15 protein-coding genes are annotated in these 21,666 nt (G+C 63.8%); 3 read left to right on the top strand and 12 right to left on the bottom strand.

The genetic code is table 11. The annotated features are described in order from the left end of the window. Positions 1–2,850 carry a bifunctional transaldolase/phosoglucose isomerase gene (locus tag AC3WLX_RS15255; protein ID WP_492336560.1) on the bottom strand — a complete coding sequence of 950 codons (2,850 nt, stop codon included), beginning with the start codon at positions 2,848–2,850 and terminating at the stop codon, positions 1–3. Positions 2,851–3,646: 796 nt separating this feature from the next. Between AC3WLX_RS15255 and AC3WLX_RS15250 the strand changes: the two genes are divergently transcribed. The 3 genes from AC3WLX_RS15250 to AC3WLX_RS15240 are packed head-to-tail and all read left to right on the top strand — an operon-like array spanning position 3,647 to position 8,433. Further along, positions 3,647–5,590: a PrkA family serine protein kinase gene (locus AC3WLX_RS15250; protein ID WP_291624972.1), complete on the top strand. Its 1,944-nt coding sequence runs from the start codon at positions 3,647–3,649 to the stop codon at positions 5,588–5,590. 30 nt (positions 5,591–5,620) lie between these two features. Continuing rightward, entirely contained in the window at positions 5,621–6,898 is a 1,278-nt protein-coding gene (locus AC3WLX_RS15245) for a YeaH/YhbH family protein (RefSeq protein WP_291624976.1), read from the top strand. Then, positions 6,895–8,433, top strand: a complete 1,539-nt coding sequence (locus AC3WLX_RS15240; protein ID WP_492336559.1) for a SpoVR family protein — start codon at positions 6,895–6,897, stop codon at positions 8,431–8,433. The genes AC3WLX_RS15245 and AC3WLX_RS15240 overlap by 4 nt, the downstream gene beginning before the upstream one ends. A gap of 376 nt (positions 8,434–8,809) precedes the next feature. On the opposite strand, the gene AC3WLX_RS15235 is transcribed toward AC3WLX_RS15240, so the two are convergent. The 11 genes from AC3WLX_RS15235 to pqqD all read right to left on the bottom strand — a co-directional run bounded on the left by AC3WLX_RS15235 (position 8,810) and on the right by pqqD (position 21,661). Beyond that, positions 8,810–9,241, bottom strand: coding sequence for a DUF1801 domain-containing protein (locus tag AC3WLX_RS15235; RefSeq protein WP_492336558.1), 432 nt, complete (start codon positions 9,239–9,241; stop codon positions 8,810–8,812). Between the two features lie 100 nt (positions 9,242–9,341). Further along, a complete protein-coding gene (locus tag AC3WLX_RS15230; RefSeq protein WP_291622938.1) occupies positions 9,342–9,791 on the bottom strand; it encodes a DsrE family protein in 450 nt (149 codons plus the stop codon). Positions 9,792–9,830: 39 nt separating this feature from the next. Next, positions 9,831–10,454, bottom strand: a complete 624-nt coding sequence (locus tag AC3WLX_RS15225) for a hypothetical protein (RefSeq protein WP_492336557.1) — start codon at positions 10,452–10,454, stop codon at positions 9,831–9,833. Between the two features lie 98 nt (positions 10,455–10,552). After that, entirely contained in the window at positions 10,553–11,608 is a 1,056-nt protein-coding gene (locus AC3WLX_RS15220) for a 2-oxoacid:ferredoxin oxidoreductase subunit beta (protein WP_492336556.1), read from the bottom strand. Positions 11,609–11,802: 194 nt separating this feature from the next. Then, positions 11,803–14,202, bottom strand: a complete 2,400-nt coding sequence (locus AC3WLX_RS15215) for a M12 family metallopeptidase (RefSeq protein ID WP_492336555.1) — start codon at positions 14,200–14,202, stop codon at positions 11,803–11,805. A 180-nt stretch (positions 14,203–14,382) separates the two neighbouring features. Beyond that, on the bottom strand, positions 14,383–16,230 hold the full coding sequence (locus tag AC3WLX_RS15210; RefSeq protein ID WP_291622930.1) for a 2-oxoacid:acceptor oxidoreductase subunit alpha: 1,848 nt from the start codon (positions 16,228–16,230) through the stop codon (positions 14,383–14,385). After that, the gene (locus tag AC3WLX_RS15205) at positions 16,200–17,999 is read right to left on the bottom strand and encodes an FAD-dependent oxidoreductase (protein ID WP_492336554.1); all 1,800 of its coding nucleotides are present in this window, start codon (positions 17,997–17,999) and stop codon (positions 16,200–16,202) included. The genes AC3WLX_RS15210 and AC3WLX_RS15205 overlap by 31 nt, the downstream gene beginning before the upstream one ends. A 380-nt stretch (positions 18,000–18,379) precedes the next feature. Then, a complete protein-coding gene (locus tag AC3WLX_RS15200; protein WP_492336553.1) occupies positions 18,380–19,051 on the bottom strand; it encodes a hypothetical protein in 672 nt (223 codons plus the stop codon). Between the two features lie 144 nt (positions 19,052–19,195). Continuing rightward, entirely contained in the window at positions 19,196–20,182 is a 987-nt protein-coding gene (gene pip / locus AC3WLX_RS15195; protein WP_492336552.1) for a prolyl aminopeptidase, read from the bottom strand. Continuing rightward, complete coding sequence (gene pqqE, locus AC3WLX_RS15190; RefSeq protein ID WP_492336551.1) at positions 20,172–21,353, bottom strand: pyrroloquinoline quinone biosynthesis protein PqqE; 1,182 nt, start codon at positions 21,351–21,353, stop codon at positions 20,172–20,174. Before pqqE ends, pip begins: the two co-directional genes overlap by 11 nt. Then, a complete protein-coding gene (gene pqqD / locus AC3WLX_RS15185) occupies positions 21,350–21,661 on the bottom strand; it encodes a pyrroloquinoline quinone biosynthesis peptide chaperone PqqD (protein ID WP_291622920.1) in 312 nt (103 codons plus the stop codon). The genes pqqE and pqqD overlap by 4 nt, the downstream gene beginning before the upstream one ends. Between the last annotated feature and the right edge of the window lie 5 nt (positions 21,662–21,666).

The following is a 21,666-nucleotide window of genomic DNA, read 5'->3' as shown; positions in this document are numbered from 1 at the left end:
TTAGTTCAGCGCGTCGCTCAGCGCTGCATTGAGCGCCGCGAGGCCTTTCTTGAGCCCGCCCTTCAGGTGCACGCGCAGCGCGCGCCGGCCGCGTTCGGTGAGCACGTCGAAATCGCCGCGCGCTTGCGCCGCCTTGATCACGCCGAAGCTCGCCTTCTGGCCCGGCACCGGCAGATCCTGTGCGTCATCAGCGGTGATCTGGAGAAACACGCCGCTGTCGGGGCCGCCCTTGTAGGCCTGTCCCGTCGAGTGCAGGAAGCGCGGCCCGAACTCGGCACAAGTTGCCACGTGGCGCTTCTCGCGCACCTCGAGCCGCATGGCCTGGAGCGCGTCGATCGTGGCCTTGTCGCGCGCGATATAGCCGAGCAGCGCGACATAGTCGCCGTCGCCCGAACGCGACAGATGCGCCTTCAGCCAGGAGCCGAGATCGCCATTGGCGCCGGCAGCGCGCAGCGCCGTGGCGTTGGCTTCGTCGGTGTAGAGATCGGCGTCCTTGGTGCTGACCACCGGCTCTTCCGCAGGCAGCGCGCCGGTCTTCTCGAACGCGGCGGTGAGCTCGCGGGTCTTGATCTTGGCGGCCTCCACGTCCGGCTGGTCGAACGGGTTGATGCCGAGGATGCTGCCGGCCACCGCCGTCGCCATCTCGAAGCGGAAGAACTCCTGTCCGAGATGCTCGATCGACTTCATGACGATGCGCACCACGGGGTGCCCCGCTGCCTCGATCGCGGCAAGCTGGGAGTCATGTGCGGCGTCCGCTTCGCCTTCGACACGGATGTCGATGAAGAAGCGGTCGTTGCCGTAGACGGAGGGATCGCCGAGCGGCTCGCCCTCGATCGGGATCAATCCCTTGCCATCCTTGCCGGTCGATTCCGCGATCAGCTGCTCGGCCCAGGCGCCGAAATCGGAGATCTTCTTCGAAGCCAGGATCGTCACCTTGTCGCGGCCTTCGAGGCCGGCGAGACCCATGGCGAGGCCGAGCTGCACGCCCGGGTTTTCAGAGGGCGGCACGTCCGGACCGCAGGAGCGAACCATTGCAAGCGCATGCTTGACGAAGGTCTTGACGTCGATGCCGGCGGTGGCCGCCGGCACCAGGCCGAACGGCGACAGCACCGAATAGCGCCCGCCGATCGAGGGCTCACCGTGAAAGATGCGGGCATAGCTCAGCTGCTTGGCCGCCTTCTCCAGCGACGAGCCGGGATCGGTCACCGCGATGAAGCGATGGCCGGTCTTCACTTTCGCACCCACCGCCTTGGCAACCTGTGCGTGGAAATAATCCTTCATCGCATTCGGCTCGGTGGTGCCGCCGGACTTGCTGGAGACGATGAAGACGGTGTTGGCGATGTCGATCTTCGCTTCCATCGCACGGACCTGCGCGGGATCGGTGGAGTCGAGCACGTGCAGCTTGGGGAAGCCGGGCTTCTTGCCGAAGGTCTCGGCCAGCACCTCGGGTCCGAGGCTCGATCCGCCCATGCCGAGCACGACGGCGTCGGAAAACTTCTGGCCCTTCACGCGGCCGGCATAGTCCTCGTAGTCCGCGACGTCGGCCTTGGCGGCGCTGTCGAGCCAGCCCAGCCATTTGTCCTCGTCCGCACCTGTCCAGACCGATTTGTCGCGCTGCCACAGCCTGCGGATCTTGGCGGATGCGCGCCATTCCTCGGTGCTCTCGGCCAGGGCCTTGCCGAGCCCGTCGCCCAGCGCAAGCTGCTGCCGGTCGAGCGCGGGCCCGAGCACGACGGCGCGCTTGTGGGCGACCGCGCCGTAGAGCTTGTCGGCGGCATCGGCGAACTGCTTGACGCCGTCCTTGACCAGCTCCTCGGTGATCGCATCGAGCGAGATGCCAGAGCGCTCCAGCTCCTCCAGCACGCGCCTTGCGTCGTCGATGTTCTCCTCCAGGCTGTCGCGCGGCGTGCCGTGGTCGCGGAACGCATCGAGCGTCGCCGGTGGCACCGTGTTGATCGTATTGGGGCCGATCAGCTCCTCGACATAGAGGACGTCGCTGTAGTCCTTGTTCTTGGTGCCGGTCGAGGCCCACAGCATGCGCTGCGGCTTCGCGCCCTTGGCGGCGAGCTTGTCCCAGCGCGGACCTGCGAACAGGCGCTTGTAGTCCTGGTAGGCCAGCTTGGCATTGGCAATCGCGACCTTGCCCTTCAGCGCGGCGAGCCGCTCCTTCTCGGAGGGATCGTTGGCGCGTGCGATCTTCTCGTCGAGCTGCTTGTCGACCACGCTGTCGATGCGGCTGACGAAGAAGCTCGCGACGCTCGCGACATGCGAGGGATCGCCGCCGCCGGCGACGTATTTCTCCAGACCGGCGATGTAGGCCTCTGCCACCTCGAGATAGACCGCCTTGGAGAACAACAGCGTGATGTTGATGCTGATGCCTTCGCCGATCAGCGTCTCGATCGCCGGCAGGCCCTCCGGCGTCGCCGGCACCTTCACCATCAGGTTCTTGCGGCCGACGTCCTTCCACAGCCGCCGTGCTTCGGTGACCGTGCCTGGTGTGTCCATGGCGAGATAGGGCGAGACCTCGAGGCTGACATAGCCGTCACCGCCCCTGAGCCGGTCATAGACAGGGCGGAGCACGTCGGCGGCGGCCTGGATGTCCTCGATCGCGACGGCCTCGAACAGGTCGGCCACGGTGCGGTCGCCGCGCTTCAGCGCCTTGCCGATCGGGGCGTCGTATTCGTCCGAGCTGCCGATCGCCTTCTCGAAGATCGAGGGATTGGAGGTGACGCCCTTGACGCCGTCGGTATCGATCAGCCGCTTCAGGTCGCCCTTGGCGATGAAGCCACGGGCCAGAAAGTCCAGCCAGACCGCTTGTCCGTGCTTTTCCAGTTCTTTGACGGGATTCATGATGCTTATTATCTCCAAGCCTGCGGACGAGGGTTTTCGCGCCGGTCCTGACGCGCTATCCTGTAGCCTACATGCGCCCCGCTGGGAACCAATCAAGGGGCGGGGAGTGATACCCTCAGGTGCAACTCCGTCGCGATCATGGCGATCCCGGCGTCGCATTCACTGTTGTGTAAAATGGCGTTGGCCATCTGGCCGATCTGAATGCTGCGCTCGACCAGGGGGACGTCGCCATCGAGTCCTTCGCAGTCGTGCTGGCGTGAATTTCTGCCACACGATCGATGGCGGAGAGATCGGCTGATGATTGTCGCGGCCGCGACAAGAAGGCAGCTCCGCAGCATCCCAAGCCGGCCGTTACGAGCGGAACGGTCGCGTCGTCATTCGCTTGGCAGCGATTGTGTCACGGTGCTGCGCGTTCGGCGCGACGCGCGAGGTGCCGGCACCCCGCAATGCAGCAGGAAGATGAACGCGGCCCAAAGCATTGCCCTGCCAGTGTCATAAGATCGCCGCTCCCGGCTCGCTATGCTGCGATGCCGGATGGAGCCATCCCCGGGAACGCCCGGATGTTGCGAGCGAGTGACATTTTCTGGAAATGAGCCAGAATAGACAAAGATTCGCACAAATTACAGGCAGGTGCCTGTTCCTAACTCACGGAGTGCCTACGTTGTGCGTTGCGTCGAGCCGGCACCCGGGTGTCCAATGATCGTCATGTGCTCACGCTGATTCGAAAACGGCCTGAGGAACGGTCCGGTAACTGCTTTCGTTTCAGCTTGTAGCGGAACTCACGCGGAGAGGGATCATGTACAACGATTCTCTATTCAACGCTTTCGCTCGGTCGTTCGAGGCGAGAAGCCAACACGACATGTCGATGGCGGAATATCTGGAATCGTGTCGAAGCGATCCCATGAAATATGCCAACGCGGCCGAACGACTTCTAGCAGCGATCGGCGAGCCCCAGACGATTGACACGGCCAAGGACCCACGCCTTGGCCGTATTTTTTTGAACCGCACGATCCGCACGTATCCGGCTTTCGCCGGCTTCTACGGCATGGAAGAAACCATCGAGCGCATCGTCGGCTTCTTCCGCCACGCGGCGCAAGGTCTCGAAGAGCGCAAGCAGATCCTGTATCTGCTCGGCCCGGTCGGCGGCGGCAAGTCCTCGCTCGCCGAGCGGCTGAAGTCGCTGATGGAAGTGCATCCGATCTACGTGCTCAAGGCCGGCGACGAACTCTCGCCCGTGTTCGAGAGCCCGCTCAGTCTGTTCGATCCCGATCAGCTCGGTCCGATGCTGGAGGAGAAGTACGGCATTCCGCGCCGTCGTCTCACCGGCCTGATGAGCCCGTGGTGCTACAAGCGGCTTGAAGCTTTCGGCGGCGACATCTCCCAGTTCCGGGTCGCCAAGATCCAGCCGTCGCGGCTGCGCCAGGTCGCGATCGCCAAGACCGAGCCCGGTGACGAGAACAACCAGGACATCTCCTCGCTGGTCGGCAAGGTCGACATCCGCAAGCTTGAAACCTATGCGCAGAACGATCCCGACGCCTACAGCTATTCCGGCGGCCTCAACCGCGCCAACCAGGGCGTGCTCGAGTTCGTCGAGATGTTCAAGGCGCCGATCAAGATGCTGCACCCGCTGCTGACCGCGACGCAGGAGGGCAACTACATCGGCACCGAGAACATCGGCGCGATCCCGTTCACCGGCGTGATCCTCGCGCACTCGAACGAGGCCGAGTGGGCGAGCTTCAAGGCCAACAAGAACAACGAAGCCTTCATCGACCGCATCTGCGTCATCAAGGTGCCGTACTGCCTCCGCGTCACCGAGGAGCAGAAGATCTACGAGAAGCTGATCCAGGGTTCCGAGCTGGCGTCGGCGCCTTGCGCGCCCTCGACGCTGGAGACGCTGGCGCGGTTCTCGGTGATGTCGCGCCTGCGCAAGCACGAAAATTCCACGATGTTCGCCAAGATGCGGGTTTACGACGGCGAGAGCCTGAAGGAATCCGATCCGAAGGCGCGCAGCGTCCAGGAATACCGCGACGCCGCCGGCGTCGACGAGGGCATGGATGGCGTCTCCACCCGCTTCGCCTTCAAGATCCTGGCCGCCACCTTCAACCACGATCCGCAGGAAGTCGCCGCCGACGCCGTCCACCTGATGTACGCGCTCGAGCAGTCGATAAAGCGCGAGCAGCTGCCCGAGGAGGTCGAGAAGCGCTACCTCGAGTTCATCAAGGCGGATCTGGCGCCACGCTACGCCGAGTTCATCGGCAACGAGATCCAGAAGGCCTATCTGGAATCCTATTCGGATTACGGCCAGAACCTGTTCGATCGCTACGTCGACTATGCCGACGCCTGGATCGAGGATCAGGACTTCAAGGACCCCGATACCGGCCAGCTGCTCGATCGCGAGCTTTTGAACCAGGAGCTGACGAAAATCGAGAAGCCGGCGGGCATCGCCAACCCCAAGGACTTCCGAAACGAGGTCGTCAAATTCTCGTTACGGTCCAGGGCCCAGAACGGTGGCAAGAATCCGACCTGGACCTCCTACGAGAAGATTCGCGATGTGATCGAAAAGCGGATATTCTCCCAAGTCGAGGACCTGCTTCCGGTCATCTCCTTCGGATCGAAGAAGGACGGCGAGACGGAGAAGAAGCATGGCGAGTTCGTCGCACGCATGGTGGAGCGCGGCTACACCGAGCGTCAGGTTCGCCGGCTCGTCGAATGGTACATGCGCGTGAAGCAGGCCGGCTGAGGCCGCTGGGAGGCGAATGGTAAAGTGCCCATTCACATTATTGACAGGCGCCTGAATCCAGGCGGCAAGAGTCTTGAGAACCGCCAGCGGTTCTTGCGTCGGGCCAAGTCCCTGGTGCAGGGCGCCGTCAAGAAGACCTCGCAGGAACGCGACATCAAGGACGTCCTGGAGGGTGGTGAGGTCACCATTCCGCTCGACGGGATGCATGAGCCGCGCTTCCGCCGTGAGGGCGGAACGCGGGACATGGTCCTGCCCGGCAACAAGAAGTTCGTCGAGGGCGACTATCTCCAGCGCTCCGGCCAGGGCAGCGCGAAGGATTCCGGCCCTGGCGAAGGCGACAGCGAGGACGCCTTCCGCTTCGTGCTGTCCCGCGACGAGTTCGTCGATCTGTTCCTCGACGACCTCGAGCTTCCCGATCTCGCCAAGCGCAAGATCGCGCAGACCGAGAGCGAGGGCATCCAGCGCGCCGGCTACACCACGTCGGGCTCGCCCGCCAACATCTCGGTGAGCCGCACGGTGAAGCTCGCGCTGGCGCGCCGCATCGCGCTCAAGCGTCCCCGCAAGGAGGAGATCGAGGAGCTCGAAGCTGCGATCGCCGCCTGCACGGACGAGGACGAGCGTACCGGGCTTATTGCCCAGCTCGAAGCGCTGAAAGCGAAGTCCAAACGCATTCCCTTCATCGATCCGCTCGACATCCGCTACCGGCGTTTCGAGACGGTGCCGAGGCCGGTCGCGCAGGCCGTGATGTTCTGCCTGATGGACGTCTCCGGCTCGATGTCCGAGCACATGAAGGACCTGGCCAAGCGCTTCTACATGCTGCTCTATGTGTTCCTGAAGCGGCGCTACAAGCACGTCGAGATCGTCTTCATCCGCCACACCGACCGTGCCGAGGAGGTGGACGAGCAGACCTTCTTTTACGGCCCGGCCTCGGGCGGCACGCTGGTCTCCAGCGCGCTGCAGGCGATGCACGAGATCGTGCGCGAGCGCTTCAATCCGTCGGACTGGAACATCTACGCCGCGCAAGCCTCGGACGGCGACAATTCCTATTCCGACGGCGAGCTCACCGGGATGCTGCTGACCGACAAGATCCTGCCGGTCTGCCAGTTCTTCGCCTATCTCGAGGTCGGCGAGGCCGGCGGCAGCGCCTTCGACCTCTCCGACTCCTCGCTCTGGAGCCTCTATGAGCGCCTGCGCAACAGCGGCGCGCCGCTCTCGATGCGCAAGGTCTCGGAGCGCAGCGAGATCTTTCCGGTGTTCCACGATCTGTTCCAGCGCCGCGACACTGCCCAGGAGAAGGCCGCTCCATGACGGAACGTTTGTTCGAAGGCGCCGATTGGGACTTTCACACCTTGCAGCGCATCACCGATGCCTGCGAGGAGGTGGCGCTGAAGGATCTCGGGCTCGACGTCTATCCGAACCAGATCGAGGTCATCACGGCCGAGCAGATGCTGGACGCCTATTCGTCGGTCGGCATGCCCTTGTTCTACAAGCACTGGTCGTTCGGCAAGCACTTTGCCTTTCACGAGGCGTCCTACCGCAAGGGCCTGATGGGGCTCGCCTATGAGATCGTGATCAACTCCTCGCCCTGCATCTCCTATCTGATGGAGGAGAACACGGCGACGATGCAGACGCTGGTGATCGCGCACGCCGCCTTCGGCCACAACCATTTCTTCAAGAACAATTATCTGTTCAAGCAGTGGACCGACGCCGACGGCATCCTGGACTATCTCGACTTCGCCAAGAACTACGTCATGCAGTGCGAGGACCGCTACGGCCGCATCGAGGTCGAGCGCACGCTGGATGCCGCGCATGCGCTGATGTCGCACGGCATCGACCGCTACCCCGGCAAGAAGAAGCTCGATCTGCGCGCCGAGGAGAAGCGGGCCGGGCGACGCCGCCAGCACGAGGAGGAGGTCTTCAACGACCTCTGGCGCACGGTGCCGAAGGGGGCCGCCAAGAGCCGCTCGACGCTCAGCGTCGAGCGCCGCCGTAAGCTGCTCGGCCTGCCGCAGGAGAACCTGCTCTATTTCCTGGAGAAGAGCGCGCCGCGGCTGGCGCCCTGGCAGCGCGAGCTGCTCCGTATCGTCCGCCACATCGCGCAATATTTCTATCCGCAGAGCCAGACCAAGGTGATGAACGAGGGGACGGCGACCTACGTCCACTACCGCATCATGACCAAGCTGCACGAGCAGGGCCGCATCACCGACGGCAACTTCCTCGAATTCCTGGGGTCTCACACCAACGTGGTGTTCCAGCCCGAGTTCGACGATCCCCGTTTCTCCGGCTTCAACCCTTACGCGCTCGGCTTTGCCGTGATGCAGGATATCGAGCGCATCGTCACCAGGCCGGAAGACGAGGACCGCGAGTGGTTCCCCGACATCGCCGGCAAGGGCGACGTGATGGGCGTGCTGCGCGACGTCTGGGCCAATTACCGCGACGAGAGCTTCATCGGCCAGTTCCTGAGCCCGAAACTGATGCGGCACTTCCGCATGTTCCACCTGCACGACGATCCCGAGGAGCGTGCCGGCATCCGCGTCGATGCCATCCACGACGAGCGCGGCTTCCGCCGCGTCCGCCGCGAGCTGGCGCGGCAGCACGATGTCGGCTTCATCGACGCCAATATCGAGGTGGTCGACGTCGATCTCGCCGGCAACCGCCGCCTGATCCTGCATCACCACGTCATCAAGGGCTCGCAGCTCAACGAGACCGACGCCAAGCGCGTGCTCCAGCACCTCGCCGATCTCTGGACCTACGACGTCGCGCTGATCGAGGTCGACGCAAACGACAAGGTCCTGCGCGAATACGTCGTCAGCCCGCGCCCGGTCCCGGCCGCCGTGGCGTGAGGCGGTCTACGCGGGGCAAAGAGCGAGCTGCGCATTAATGTGCCCTCGCCCCTTGTGGGCTACTATGTTCACACATCTCTGTCGGAGCCTTCTGCCCGCCAATCCGGAAATGCGAGTCATTCGAGTCACTTTCTTCGGTTCCGTCGCATGTGAGTGCCCAATATCGGCCTTCAGCTAACTCATTGAAGAAGATTCTCTTTTCGAGATGTGTGAATCCGATAGCCCCTTGTGGGAGAGGGCAGCGACGCCGGGAGACAAACGCACTGGGGTGAGGGGTATCGCTCCGCACATTCCCGTGTCGATAGAGACCCCTCATCCGGCGCTTCGCGCCACCTTCTCCCACAAGGGGAGAAGGAAGAGGTTCGTGGCTGCTTCACTATGCGGAACGTTTGGCCGGCTTCTTCTTCGACGCATTCAGCTCCACGGCCTCGCGGATCAGCGCCTTGAACGCCTTCGCGTCGATCGCCTCGCCCTCGCGAATATCGATCGCGCGGCGGACGTTGCCGTCGAGGCTGGAATTGAACAACCCGGTAGGATCCGCCAGCGCTGCGCCCTTGGCGAAGGTCAGCTTCACCACTTGCTTGTAGGTCTCGCCGGTGCAGATGATGCCGTCATGCTCCCACACGGGAACGCCACGCCATTTCCACGCCTCGACGACGTCGGGATCCGCGTCCTTGATCAGGCCGCGGACGCGCGCGAGCATCTCGCCGCGCCAGTCGCCGAGCTCCTTGATCCTGCCGTCGATCAGCTTGGAGGGCGAGGCTGCGTCCGTCACCTTCGCGGCGCGCTTCGCAAGTCGTTGTCTCATGACCTCGCCCAGCCTCTTCAGGAGATCGTCGATCCAGTCGAGCCCGTCTGCCAGAACCGGCCACCCGGCTGGTCCAATACCATGCGGCGGCCCTGCATCCCTACGGCCGCAAATACAGATACCCCTGCGACTGCAGCTCGGCCAAACGCACCACGCCGCCATTCTCGGCGTTGACGAAGCCCGGCAGCAGCTCGTTGAGCGTGACGTTCTGCGCCTTCATCGTGTTGCCGCAGGCAGCGAACTCCACGCCGCCCTTGGAGAAATCGCCGACGCGCTTGCTGACGTCAGGATTGGCCTGTGCGGAGTGAAACGCTTTCAGCGCCGGGCCGTGGATCACCAGCGCGATCGTCACGTTCTCGGGGCCGCCGACCCCGTCGATGTGGTTCTGGATGTTGCCGAGCACGAACTGGACCTTCTCGGCGTCGCTGAGATGGTACACGACTTTCAGCTTGGTACCGGCGCTGGCATCGGTCGCGGCTTTTGCGCTCGAAGCGCCGAGCGCTGCACCCAAGGCCGAGACGGCGCTCCACAAGATGCTGCGGCGGTTCATGGCATTCTCCCTGGATTGCCTGGCGTTGCCGCAGGCATATCACTTGTGGCGCAGCGCCGCGAGCTCCTTGCGGTCGGTCACGAGCGAAGCGCACTCGCTGTTGTCGGCGCGGTCGAGCCGGAAAATCTTGTCATCGGCGCCCGCTGTCAGCGAATGCTCGGCGTCGTCGTCCGGCTTGTTGTTCTGCCAGACCCTGACACGTTCGAGCCGCACGATCGCCGATTTGTCGTCCCTGGAGAGCGCGACGCCGATGCCGCCGCCGTCACAGTCGACGCCGCAGCCGAGGCGCACCTCGCCGCCGCCGCTCGCAGTGAACACGACGTGGTTGCAGGAACCGCTGGAGTCGAAATCGCCGCTGCGATGACGGTACCGGAACCCGAGGCGGAACGAGGTATGCAGTTCCCTGTCCTCGGGGTCGACCTCCGCCGAGATCAGCAGCTTCATCGCGGCGACCTTCTGCTTCGGATGCCGCGCCAGATGGTCGGCATCGTAGCGGCGGACGAAGCAGGCATAGGTCTTGTTGCCGGGCGCGCCCGCATACATCCGGGTATTGAAGGTCGCTGTTTCGGCCTTGCCGGCCTCGCGGATGTCGTCGCCGTCCTCGGCCTGGGCCGCGCCGACGAATGCGGCAAGGGCAAGCGGAAGGACAAGAGCAAGCTTCATGGTCGCACCGAACGCGTGGCGGCAATGACCCGCAGGGTGGCGGGCCGGTCTGCCGTTAGTCGCGGCGCCGGCGCTCCACGTTCAAGCGTCCGGTAGGGTCACCGCAGGCTGGCGTTGATCTTGTCCAGCACCGCCGAGCCCGGGCAGAGCATGTCGGCTTCCAGCGTGTTGAGCGGGGTCTCGACCGTGTTGAGGTGCTCGTGCAGGTCCTCCGCATCGGGGTCGACGTAGAGAAGCCCGGTAACGATCTGGCCCTTGGCGGCGTGGCGCGCGAGGAAGGTCTGGGCGCCTAGCCGGTCGTGCGGGTCGTAGTCGGCGTCGATCTTGCGCAGCGCGATCTTGCTGCCGTCATGTTGCTCGACCATCTGCACCGTGCCCGGCGCGTAGTCCACTGCGATGGGATCGCGGCCGACCAGCACGTCGAGCCGGTTCACCGCGTCATTGTGCTCGCGGACATAGTCGAAGCTCTTGGTCGAGCCGGCATGGTTGTTGAAGGCGATGCAGGGGCTGATGACGTCGATGAAGGATGCGCCCTTGTGGCGGATCGCGGCTGCGATCAGCGGCACCAGCTGGCTCTTGTCGCCGGAGAAGCTGCGCGCCACGAAGGTGGCTCCGAGCTGCAGCGCCATTGCGACGAGGTCGATGGCGTTGTCGGTGTTGGTGACGCCCTTCTTGCTCTTGGAGCCGCGGTCGGCGGTCGCCGAGAACTGGCCCTTGGTCAGGCCGTAGACGCCGTTGTTCTCGACGATATAGGTCATGTTGACGCCGCGCCGGATCGAATGCGCGAACTGGCCGAAGCCGATCGAGGCGGAATCGCCGTCGCCGGAAACGCCAAGATAGATCAAATCGCGGTTGGCGAGGTTGGCGCCCGTGAGCACCGAGGGCATGCGGCCATGTACGGAATTGAAGCCGTGCGAATTGCCGAGGAAATAGTCCGGCGTCTTCGACGAGCAGCCGATGCCGGAGATTTTTGCCACCCGGTGCGGCTCGATCGAAAGCTCGTAGCAGGCCTCGATGATCGAGGCCGTGATCGAATCGTGGCCGCAGCCGGCGCACAGCGTCGAGATCTTGCCCTCGTAGTCGCGATGCGTATAGCCGAGCGCGTTCTTCTTCAGGCCCGGATGATGGAATTTCGGTTTTGCGATGTAGGTCATGTTGCCGGCGCACCTCTCGTGGACGCGACAGCATTGTTACCCGATCTGCAGGAAAATTGATACAGGACCGAGCGGACCAGCGCGGATGCGAACCGAGCTGGCACCACTTTATTTCGCAGTGCAGCAGTTTGCTTGCAGTGCAGAAGTCTATGAATGAGGCTCGCTTTGGAAGGAAGCGATCCCTCGACTTCTGGCTATGACGGTGCCCGGACGCAGGTAATCTCCGTGAAAACGTCGAGGCTGCTCACGTCCTGGAAGTCGTCCGTTCTTGGTCGGAAGCCTGTCGTGTTCAAGTCGACGCGGCCGTCCGTCGCAAACACCGTCGCGTGATCGAATTCCTTGAGCTCGCAGAACTTGTCCGCAATCCGCCGCTGATTGACCACGCTGCAGCGATCACCCGAGATTCCGTCCCCGTGGACGCACCGATCGATATGCCGATCGGATAGCTTGACCCTGGTTCCGCTGAATCTCCGTTCTTCCAGCGCGTTGGTTCGGACAGCCGCAGCGTCCTCCGTCTCGTTTTCGCATCGGACCGCCGAAATGATGTCCGTCCCCCAGGCGTTTTTCCACCCGACCACCTTGTCGAAGATCGAGTGTTCGCCGACGTCGCCTTGCAGTTGGACGTTGCTGGCGTCCCGGAAACCCTTGACCCGACAGAATTCCCTGGCCACGCGCCTTTGCGCAGCCGCCGAGCAGCCGTCTTCGCCAAAGCTCGTTCCCTGCAAGCACCGATCGATGCGCTTGCCCCGATGCTCTACCTCTGCGCCGCTGAAACTGAGGCTTGTCGCGGCTCTCGCCCGGGGGCGCCGCACGCAGGTCACCTCGGTGAATATATCGAGGCTGCTGACGTTGTTGAACTCATTGGTCGACGGGTGAAACCCCGTCGCATTGATCTCCACTGCGAAGTCAGTACTTTCGGACGACGAGCGGTCAAAGCCTTTGAGCTCGCAGAATCTGCCCGCAATCCGTTGCTGGTTTTCTTCGCTGCAGCGGTCACCGATAATCCTGTCGCCATGAACGCAGCGATCCACCCGCCGGCCGCCGACCTTGATCTCGTCTCTGGTGAAAATCTGGGCCTCCAGATCGCCGCTGCTGACGGCCTCGGGATCGGAGCTTCGGCCTTCGCAGGTGACTGAGGAGATGACGTCGGTCCCCCACACGTTCTTCCAGCCGACAACCACATCATATCCGGAATGTTCGCCCCAGGCGCTCTCGGTGGTGATGCCGACACCATGTTGGAAACCCTTGGCCCTGCAGAATGCATCCGCGGCTGCGCCGCGGGATTCAGCCGAGCAGCCATTCTGTCCGAACGGGAGTCCCTGCAGACAGCGATCGACCTTGCGACCCCGGTGGCGCACATTGTCGCCCGAGAACGTCCTGATCTCCGGATCGTTCGGTATGCGGGCATAAAGCTTGTGCAGGCCTTCGATGTCCCGGCTGGTCAGCTGATCGGACGAAAAGGTGCTGTTGCAGGCCGGTGACGTCGGATCGCGACCGGGGCAAGTGGCGATGCGGACCCAAGTCGAGCAGTCGCCGAAGCCATCGCCGTTCGTGTCCAGCAGGAAATTGTAGTGCATGAGCGAGTCGAAGTCGTAGCCCGTGAGGAGTTCGGCCGAATCGTCGACAATGGCGACCTGTCCAGCATCGATCCAGCCTTCATAGATGCCCTGGAATATGTTGTTGACCGCGCATGACGGATTGCGAGCGATGAACTTGTCTCGATCGGAACGCAGGTGCTCGTGGATGAGTCCGAGCTTGTGTCCGATCTCGTGTTGAATGGTTCCGCTCAGGGCAAAGGCGTCAACCGGTTGCCCGCTGAGCCTGGTACCCTGGATACGAATGATGTTCTCGCCCTGCGCCTTGCCCAGGTCAGTACGGCTTGTGGTGAACGCTTCGGCGTTGATGAAGCGGACATAGGTTTCATGGCCGTCGCGCGGAACGAAGCGGAAGATGGTATTCGCTTCATAGAACGCTATGGCATCGGCAAGCGCGTCCCTGCAACAGAAGTTGGAATCGGCCTCGAAGGGAATGATTGCATCGTCCCACAGCGAACCTTTCCCGAACGTGCCGGCCACGCCAGCGGAGAATCCGGCGGCGTTGCCTGTTTCGATCGCGGTCCATGGTACTATCAAGTCGCCGTCATAGACATACTGCCCGCCGAACCGGGTCAGCAGCAGGTTCTGGACACCGCGCCCGGTGCGAACTCTGCGACGCTCGAGACTGATTTCGGTGTCGCCGATTTTGACGGAATCAATGACGCCGACAAATTGCGGATTCTGCTTGTGGGCGGCGGCTTGTTGCAGTCGCATTTGCTCGAGCTTTTGCTGAAAGCCTGCGACCGCGCTGCCCAGCCGCGCGTCTATCAGTTTTGTAGCGGGAATAGAGTGAGCGGCGATGTTTTTATCGACGATGCTGCGATCGATGCGGCGCAAGGCGTCGGTCTTGAGGACTGCCGTCGCCTTGGTCAACCGCAGCGCCGACAGGCGGGGCGTTGGTGTGACGGTGATGGTCGGAGTGGGCGAGGGGGCGGGCTGGGCCGCCGCCGGCCCGGTCACGACGAGACAAAGAACACAAGCCAGTACAACTGCCTTCATGTCAGTTTCCTCGAAGCGCGCAGGGATCGAATGCCGGACGATCCTCTCACCTTCGAGCTGGTCCGAGTGTGAAGCATTTCGCATCGGAACGCCGAGCGCGGCGCGAGCCCCGCGACAAATTGGCGCGAATGCGCCCTATCGGCGCCTGGCCGCCGCCCCAGCCCGGCGTTCGTCCCGTAGCTAACTCACCGCCTTTCGCAGCGGGGTCACCTTGAGGTGGTCCTGGTGGTCGCCGATCGCCTTGGCGATGAAGCGGGCGGTGATGGGGGTGCCGTCATAGTGCACGATCGGCACGAGGCGGACGGGATCGATGCCGTTTTCGTTGACGATGAGCTGACGCAGCTGGCTGTCGCGGTTCTGCTCGACCACGTAGACGAAATCGTGCTCGGCGAGGAAGCTCGCCACGCTCGAGTGGAACGGGAAGGCGCGGATGCGCAGCCGGTCGAGCTGATGCCCGCGTGTTTCCAACAGGCCGATCGCCTCGTCCATTGCCGGCGAGGTCGAGCCGAAATAGATCACGCCATATTTGGTCGGCCGTTCCGCATTGGCCTGAAGCGGCCGCGGCACCAGGTCCTGCGCGGTCTCGAACTTGCGCACCAGGCGCTGCATGTTGTCGGCATAGACCGAGCCTTCCTCGGAATAGCGCGCATAGCGGTCGCGCGAGGTGCCGCGGGTGAAATAGGAGCCCTTGGTCGGGTGCGTGCCGGGATAGGTGCGGTAGGGAATGCCGTCGCCATCGACGTCGAGATAACGGCCGAAGTCGCGGCCCTCGTCCAGCATCTCTGCGGTCATCACCTTGCCGCGATCATATTGCTTGGCATCGTCCCATTTCAGCGGACGGCAGAGCCGGTGGTTCATGCCGATGTCGAGATCGAGCATCAGAAAGATCGTGGTCTGAAGCCGCTCGGCAAGGTCGAAGGCGGCCGCCGCGAACTCGAAGGCTTCGGCGGGATCTTCCGGGAACAGCAGCACATGCTTGGTATCGCCATGCGAAGCATAGGCGCAGGCGATGATGTCGCATTGCTGGGTGCGGGTCGGCATGCCCGTCGAGGGGCCGGCGCGCTGGATGTTCATGATCACGGCCGGAATCTCGGCGAAGTAGGAGAGGCCGATGAACTCGGTCATCAGCGAGATGCCGGGGCCGGAGGTCGCGGTGAAGGCGCGGGCGCCGTTCCAGGATGCGCCGATCACGATGCCGATCGAGGCCAGCTCGTCCTCGCCCTGCACGATCGCGTACTTCGCCTTGCCCGTCTCAGGATCGTGCCGGTACTTCTTGCAATGGGCAGTGAAGGCCTCCGCAACGGAAGAGGACGGCGTGATCGGATACCAGGCGCACACCGTGGCCCCGCCATAGACCGCGCCGAGCGCGGCGGCGCTGTTGCCTTCGATGAAGATGCGGTCGCCGACCTTGTCGGATTTCCTCACGCGAAGCCCGATCGGGCATTTCAGGTTCGAGAGCGCCCAGTCGCGTCCGAGATGCAGCGCGTGGACGTTGGAGGAGAGCAGCTTCTCCTTGCCCTTGTACTGCTCGCCGATCAGCTGCTCGATCAGCTTCGGGTCCATGTCGAGCAGCGCGCTGAGCGCGCCGAGATAGATGATGTTCTTGAACAGCTGGCGCTGGCGCGGGTCGGTATAGGTCGAGTTGGTGATCGCGGTCAGCGGCACGCCGATCACCGTGATGTCGTCGCGGAATTTGGTCGACGGCATCGGCTTGGTTGAATCGTAGAACAGATAGCCTCCGGGCTCGATGCCGGCGACGTCCTTGTCCCAGGTCTGCGGGTTCATCGCCACCATCATGTCGACGCCGCCGCGGGCGCCGAGATGGCCGTCTTCCGTCACCCGCACCTCGTACCAGGTCGGCAGGCCCTGGATGTTGGACGGGAAGATGTTGCGCGGGGACACCGGCACGCCGTGGCGCAGGATGGCGCGGGCGAACATCTCGTTGGCGCTGGCCGAGCCCGAGCCGTTGACGTTGGCGAAGCGGACGACGAAGTCGTTTACGCTGCTGATCGGCTTTTTGTCGGACATGTCGAACCTGCGTGGGTCATCTCGATGAAATATTTCTGCATGTCCCAGGCTCCGGTGGGACAGCGCTCGGCGCACAGCCCGCAATGCAGGCAGACATCCTCGTCCTTCACCATCACGCGCCCGGTCTTCAGATCGGAGGAAACGTAGAGGTCCTGGTCGGGGTGCAGCGAAGGCGCCTTCAGGCGATGGCGCAAATCGTCTTCCTCGCCGTTGGCGGTGAAGGTGATGCAGTCCATCGGGCAGATGTCGACGCAGGCGTCGCACTCGATGCAGAGCGAGGTCGAGAATACGGTCTGCACGTCGCAGTTCAGGCAGCGATGCGCTTCGCCGAGCGCCAGCTTGACGTCGTAGCCGAGTTCGACCTCGGCGCGGATGTCCTTGAGCGCAACCACCTTGTCGCGATGCGGCACCTTGTAGCGCTTGTCGAGCGAGATGTCGTTGTCATAGCTCCATTCGTGGATGCCCATCTTCTGGGACGAGACCTGCACGTCGGGCAGGGGGCGCTCGCTGATGTCTTCGCCCGAGAGCATCTTGTGGATCGACAGCGCGGCGTCGTGGCCGTGCGCGACCGCCCAGATGATGTTCTTCGGACCGAACGCGGCGTCGCCGCCGAAGAACACTTTCGGGTTAGTCGAGGCGAAGGTCTTGGGATCGACCTTGGGCATGTGCCATTTGTCGAACTCGATGCCGCAGTCCTGCTCGATCCAGGGGAAGGCGTTCTCCTGTCCCACAGCGACCAGCACGTCGTCGCAGGCGATGGTCTGGTCAGGCTCGCCTGATGGAACGAGATTGCGCCGTCCTTTGGCGTCGTACTCGGCCTTCACCTTCTGGAAGGTGACGCCGGTGAGCTTGCCGCCCTCGTGCACGAAGGCGACCGGAACCATGAAGTTGAGGATCGGAATGTCCTCGTGGAGCGCATCCTCCTTCTCCCAGGGCGAGGCCTTCATCTCCTCGAAGCCGGAGCGCACGATCACCTTGACGTCCTCGCCGCCGAGGCGGCGGGCGGTTCGGCAGCAATCCATCGCGGTGTTGCCGCCGCCGAGCACGATGACGCGCTTGCCGACCTTGTCGATGTGGCCAAACGAGACCGAGGCCAGCCATTCGATGCCGATATGGACGTTGCTGGCTGCCTCCTTGCGGCCGGGAATGTCGAGCTCGCGGCCGCGCGGCGCGCCGGAACCGACGAAGATCGCGTCATATTTCTCCGCGAGCAGCGCCTTCATGCTCTCGATGCGGTGTCCGCCCTTGAAATCGACGCCGAGACCCAGGATGTAGCCGGTCTCCTCGTCGATCACCGAATTGGGCAGGCGGAATTTCGGGATCTGCGTGCGCATCATGCCGCCGGCTTCCGGATCGGCATCGAACACGGTGCAGTGATAGCCGAGCGGCGCAAGGTCGCGCGCCACAGTCAGCGAGGCGGGGCCGCCGCCGACCAGCGCGATGCGCTTGCCGTTTTTCGGCGCGGGCCTTGGCAGCCTCTGCTTGATGTCGTCCTTGAAATCGGCGGCGACGCGCTTGAGGCGGCAGATCGCCACCGGAGTCTCCTCGACGCGCCCGCGCCGGCACGCCGGCTCGCACGGACGGTCGCAGGTGCGGCCCAGGATTCCGGGAAACACGTTCGATTTCCAATTGATCATGTAGGCGTCGCTGTAGCGGCCCTGGGCGATCAGTCGGATGTATTCGGGAACGGGGGTGTGCGCTGGACAGGCCCATTGGCAATCGACCACTTTGTGAAAGTAGTCGGGGGCCGCGATATCGGTCGGTTTCATTCCTACCCTGTCCGCGCAGGCTCAACGACCCCGCGGCCTTTTTTGGTTGAGCGTGGCGGACGCTTAACGCGTCTCGATCTGGTTTCTGAATGACCTCATCGAGTTAGCTTATTAGAACCGTTCCGAAGTACAACGGCAAATTTGCGCGCGGACCGGCTTTCATGGGAGCTACGCGCACACAGCATTAACGCCGCACGCGAGATGCGTGCGCTGCAGCATCACTCTCCGTCATTCCGGGGCGCGCCGATAGGCGCGAGCCCGGAATCCATCGGACTGCGAGTCAGTGGACAAATGGATTCCGGGCTCGTCGCTACGCGCCGCCCCGGAATGACAGAAGAGAGGCGCACGCCTGCCTCCACATCGCAATTGTGAGGTCACCCCTACGCGATGTCGCTCTTCGCGAGGTCCCACATCAGGCAGTACGTGCCGACGGATATGGGAGGTGGCAGCGGCGATGCGGCAGGACCCGTGAAGCGCTCGGCGATCACGGCGGAGACCGCGCCGACATGCGTGCCGTCGATCAGCACGAACCAGTCGCGCGCGCCCTCGTTGCGCACCGCCGGAATATCCGCCGTCGCGCCGGACAATTCGGGTTCGCTTTCGAGCAGATGCATGGAGATGATGCCGTCGTGCGTCTCCGGCGCCAGCTTTTCTTGCAGTGCATCACGCCATGCGCCGGCAGTGTCGCGGGTCGGGCGCAGCCGTACCACCCCGAGTGCGGCGCCGCGGCCGGTGCCCTTGCTGATGGTGATACGCGCGACAACGCGTAGCATGTCCTTGAAATGCGCCATGGTCCGCCGCGACCATTCGGTCTGGTTGGCGAGCCGCGCCCGGTAGGCGGGGCTGTCGAGCACGTCGAGCGTTTCGGTCGAGTACAGCGAGAGATATTTGGGATTGGCGGCATGCGCGACATAGCGCCGCGCTTCCAGAAATCCGTCGATCGCGACGCGCTCTTCCAGATGCTCGCGATCGTACCAGCGGTTGAAATCGGCTTCGTCAGCTGCATCGACATTCATCGACGTCAGCAGCATGCCTTTTCCGGCGAGCGGCATTGTTCTTGTCCTTTCATGCTCACCCCTCATGGTGAGGAGCGCGTCTTCGCGCGTCTCGAACCATGAAGGCCCGGCTGCCGCATCTCGGCCTTCATCCTTCGAGACGCGCGCGAAGGGCGCGCTCCTCAGGATGAGGGGATAGACCTAGCGCGAAATCTTCGATGCGAGGTCGGCGATCGACTTCATGACCGCGTCCCTCACGCCGCCATCATAGAGCGAATGTCCGGCTTCTTCCACGATGCGAAGCTCGGAACCCGGCCATACTTTCGCAAGGGCCTGTGCAGTTGCGGGAGGACACAACAGATCATAGCGCCCTTGCACGATGATGCCGCGGATGCCGGCGAGCCGGCCCGCATTGCGCAGCAGCTGGTTCTCGCTCATGAAGCTGTCGTTGATGAAGTAATGCGCTTCCATGAACGGCGTCGCCGGCAATGTCCGCCAGACATTCAGCGACGCCAGGTCGAGCCGCGTCTTGGCCGGCTTGTGCTCCGACAAGACGCGCTCCGTGTCGTGCCAGGCGCGCGCCGCGGGGCCATGCACGGCCGGATCGGCATCGAGGATGCGGCGATAATAGGCTTCCACCGGCCGCTCGCGCTCCTCGGGCGTCAGCACGTTCAGAAAATCCTCGTAGAGTGCGGGATAGAATTGCGGGAGGCGAGCCGTGAAGGCTGCCTCGACCTCGGCCCGGGTGCCGAGAAACGTCGCGCGCAGCGCGATACCCGACACCCGCTCCGGATGCGCTTCGGCGTAGGCCAGCGCCAGCGTCGCGCCCCAGGAGCCGCCGACCACCATCCAGCGTTCGAGGCCGAATTTCTCGCGGATCCTCTCCATGTCCGCGATCAGATGCGCCGTGGTGTTGTGCGTGCGAGATCCCTTGGGCCGGCTGCGGCCGCAGCCGCGCTGGTCGAACAGCACGGCGCGGAAGCGCTCGGGATCGAACAGCCGGCGATGGTCGGGCTGGCAGCCGCTGCCGGGCCCGCCGTGCAGATAGATCGCGGGGATGCCGTCGCTGCAGCCGACGCTCTCGACGTAGATCTCGTGGCCGTCGCCGACGTCGAGCATCTCGGAGGTCAGTGGCGCAAACGGATCGGCGCGTTTGACGGAAGTGGCCGCGTCGGCGTCAGGCATCATTCCCGGATTCCAGAGTGCCGCCGGCGAAGTTGCGATAGAGGAAGCGGCTGTTCTCGCCCCCGGCCTCGGCTTCCGCCTGCTTGAAGATGGTCTCGTGCAGCGGCGACAGCGCGCAGGCCGGATCGGTGTTGGCGGCGTCACCGGTCAGCGCGAAGGCCTGGCAGCGGCAGCCGCCGAAATCGATCTCGCGGAATTCGCAGGATCTGCACGGCTCCTTCATCCAGCCGGTGCCGCGATAGCGGTTAAAGGCCTCGGAGTTCTGCCAGATCCAGGCGATCGAATGGTTGGAGCGCACGGATTCGAAATCGAGCCCGGTGATGCTCTCGGCGGCGTGGCAGGGCAGCACCTTGCCGGCCGGCGAGATGTTGAAGAACTGCCGGCCCCAGCCGCCCATGCATTTCTTCGGCCGCAGCGCGTAATAATCCGGCACGACATAGTCGATCGTCAGCCGTCCCTTCAGCCGCTCGCGCGCCTCCTCGACGGTGCGTGTGCATTCGTCGAGCTGCGCCACGGTCGGCATCAAGGCGGCGCGGTTCTTCAGCGCCCAGCCGTAATACTGCACGTTGGCGACCTCGAGCCGGTCGGCGTCGAGATCGAGCGCCATCTGGATGATGTCCGGGAGCTGGTGCAGATTCTGCCGGTGCATCACCGCGTTCACGGTGAGCGGCAGGTCCAGCTCGCGAGTCCACCTCGCGACCTCGAGCTTCTTGCGGTGGCCGCCCTTGTAGCCGCCGACGCGATCAGCGAGCCCTTCCTCGATGCCCTGGAAGGAGATCTGCACGTGGCACAGCCCGGCATCGGCGAGCTCGCCGAGCTTGTCGCGCGTCAGCAGTACGGCGGAGGTGATGAGGTTGGTGTAGAGCCCGACGTCGCTGGCGTGCTTCACCAGCTCGACCAGGTCCTTGCGCGCGGTCGGCTCGCCGCCGGAGAAATGCACCTGCAGCACGCCGATCTCGGCGAGCTCGGTCAGCACCTTCTTCCATTCCGCCGTGGTCAGCTCCTTGCCCGAACGGTCGAGCTCGACCGGGTTGGAGCAATAGGGGCATTGCAGCGGGCAGCGATGGGTGATCTCGAGCAGCACGGCAAGCGGAATGCCGAACGTCTCCGCCGTCGAGCGCTGCTTCTCCAGCACCGCGAGGCTGTCGCTGGGCGGGATGGTCACGTCGCTCATGACGTCTTCTCCCTGATCTCGGTGAGAAAGCCCTTGTCGGCGAGATCCTGCAGCATGGCGATGACGTCGGTGAGGATCGCCTCGCGCGGCGCGGCGTATTTCGCGGCCAGTTGGTCGGCAACGTCGCCGACGCTGCGCTTGCCGTCGCACAGCTGCAGCACCTCGACCGCGATCTCGTCCGGCGCCAGCACGCGTTCCGGTGCCAGGATCACCCAGACCTGCCGCGTCTCGTCATATTTCAGCTTGGCATGCCGCGGCAGCACGGGGCGGCTTGCCTCGCTGACGCTGATGTGACGCGGCCCGGCCATCCCAG

This window comes from Bradyrhizobium sp. FW305-F6 (genome assembly GCF_058782905.1).
The sequence above is the reverse complement of the archived record's forward strand: the minus strand, read 5'-3'. Positions and strand labels throughout refer to the sequence as shown.

Excerpts from the sequence above, each read along its gene's own strand:
- AC3WLX_RS15225 (WP_492336557.1), bottom strand. The coding sequence starts at position 10,454 with ATGAAGCTTGCTCTTGTCCTTCCGCTTGCCCTTGCCGCATTCGTCGGC.
- AC3WLX_RS15255 (WP_492336560.1), bottom strand. The coding sequence starts at position 2,850 with ATGAATCCCGTCAAAGAACTGGAAAAGCACGGACAAGCGGTCTGGCTG.
- AC3WLX_RS15210 (WP_291622930.1), bottom strand. The coding sequence starts at position 16,230 with ATGTCCGACAAAAAGCCGATCAGCAGCGTAAACGACTTCGTCGTCCGC.
- AC3WLX_RS15205 (WP_492336554.1), bottom strand. The coding sequence starts at position 17,999 with ATGAAACCGACCGATATCGCGGCCCCCGACTACTTTCACAAAGTGGTC.
- AC3WLX_RS15220 (WP_492336556.1), bottom strand. The coding sequence starts at position 11,608 with ATGACCTACATCGCAAAACCGAAATTCCATCATCCGGGCCTGAAGAAG.
- AC3WLX_RS15230 (WP_291622938.1), bottom strand. The coding sequence starts at position 9,791 with ATGAACCGCCGCAGCATCTTGTGGAGCGCCGTCTCGGCCTTGGGTGCA.
- AC3WLX_RS15250 (WP_291624972.1), top strand. The coding sequence starts at position 3,647 with ATGTACAACGATTCTCTATTCAACGCTTTCGCTCGGTCGTTCGAGGCG.
- AC3WLX_RS15235 (WP_492336558.1), bottom strand. The coding sequence starts at position 9,241 with ATGAGACAACGACTTGCGAAGCGCGCCGCGAAGGTGACGGACGCAGCC.
- AC3WLX_RS15200 (WP_492336553.1), bottom strand. The coding sequence starts at position 19,051 with ATGCCGCTCGCCGGAAAAGGCATGCTGCTGACGTCGATGAATGTCGAT.
- AC3WLX_RS15240 (WP_492336559.1), top strand. The coding sequence starts at position 6,895 with ATGACGGAACGTTTGTTCGAAGGCGCCGATTGGGACTTTCACACCTTG.
- pip (WP_492336552.1), bottom strand. The coding sequence starts at position 20,182 with ATGATGCCTGACGCCGACGCGGCCACTTCCGTCAAACGCGCCGATCCG.
- pqqE (WP_492336551.1), bottom strand. The coding sequence starts at position 21,353 with ATGAGCGACGTGACCATCCCGCCCAGCGACAGCCTCGCGGTGCTGGAG.
- AC3WLX_RS15215 (WP_492336555.1), bottom strand. The coding sequence starts at position 14,202 with ATGAAGGCAGTTGTACTGGCTTGTGTTCTTTGTCTCGTCGTGACCGGG.
- pqqD (WP_291622920.1), bottom strand. The coding sequence starts at position 21,661 with ATGGCCGGGCCGCGTCACATCAGCGTCAGCGAGGCAAGCCGCCCCGTG.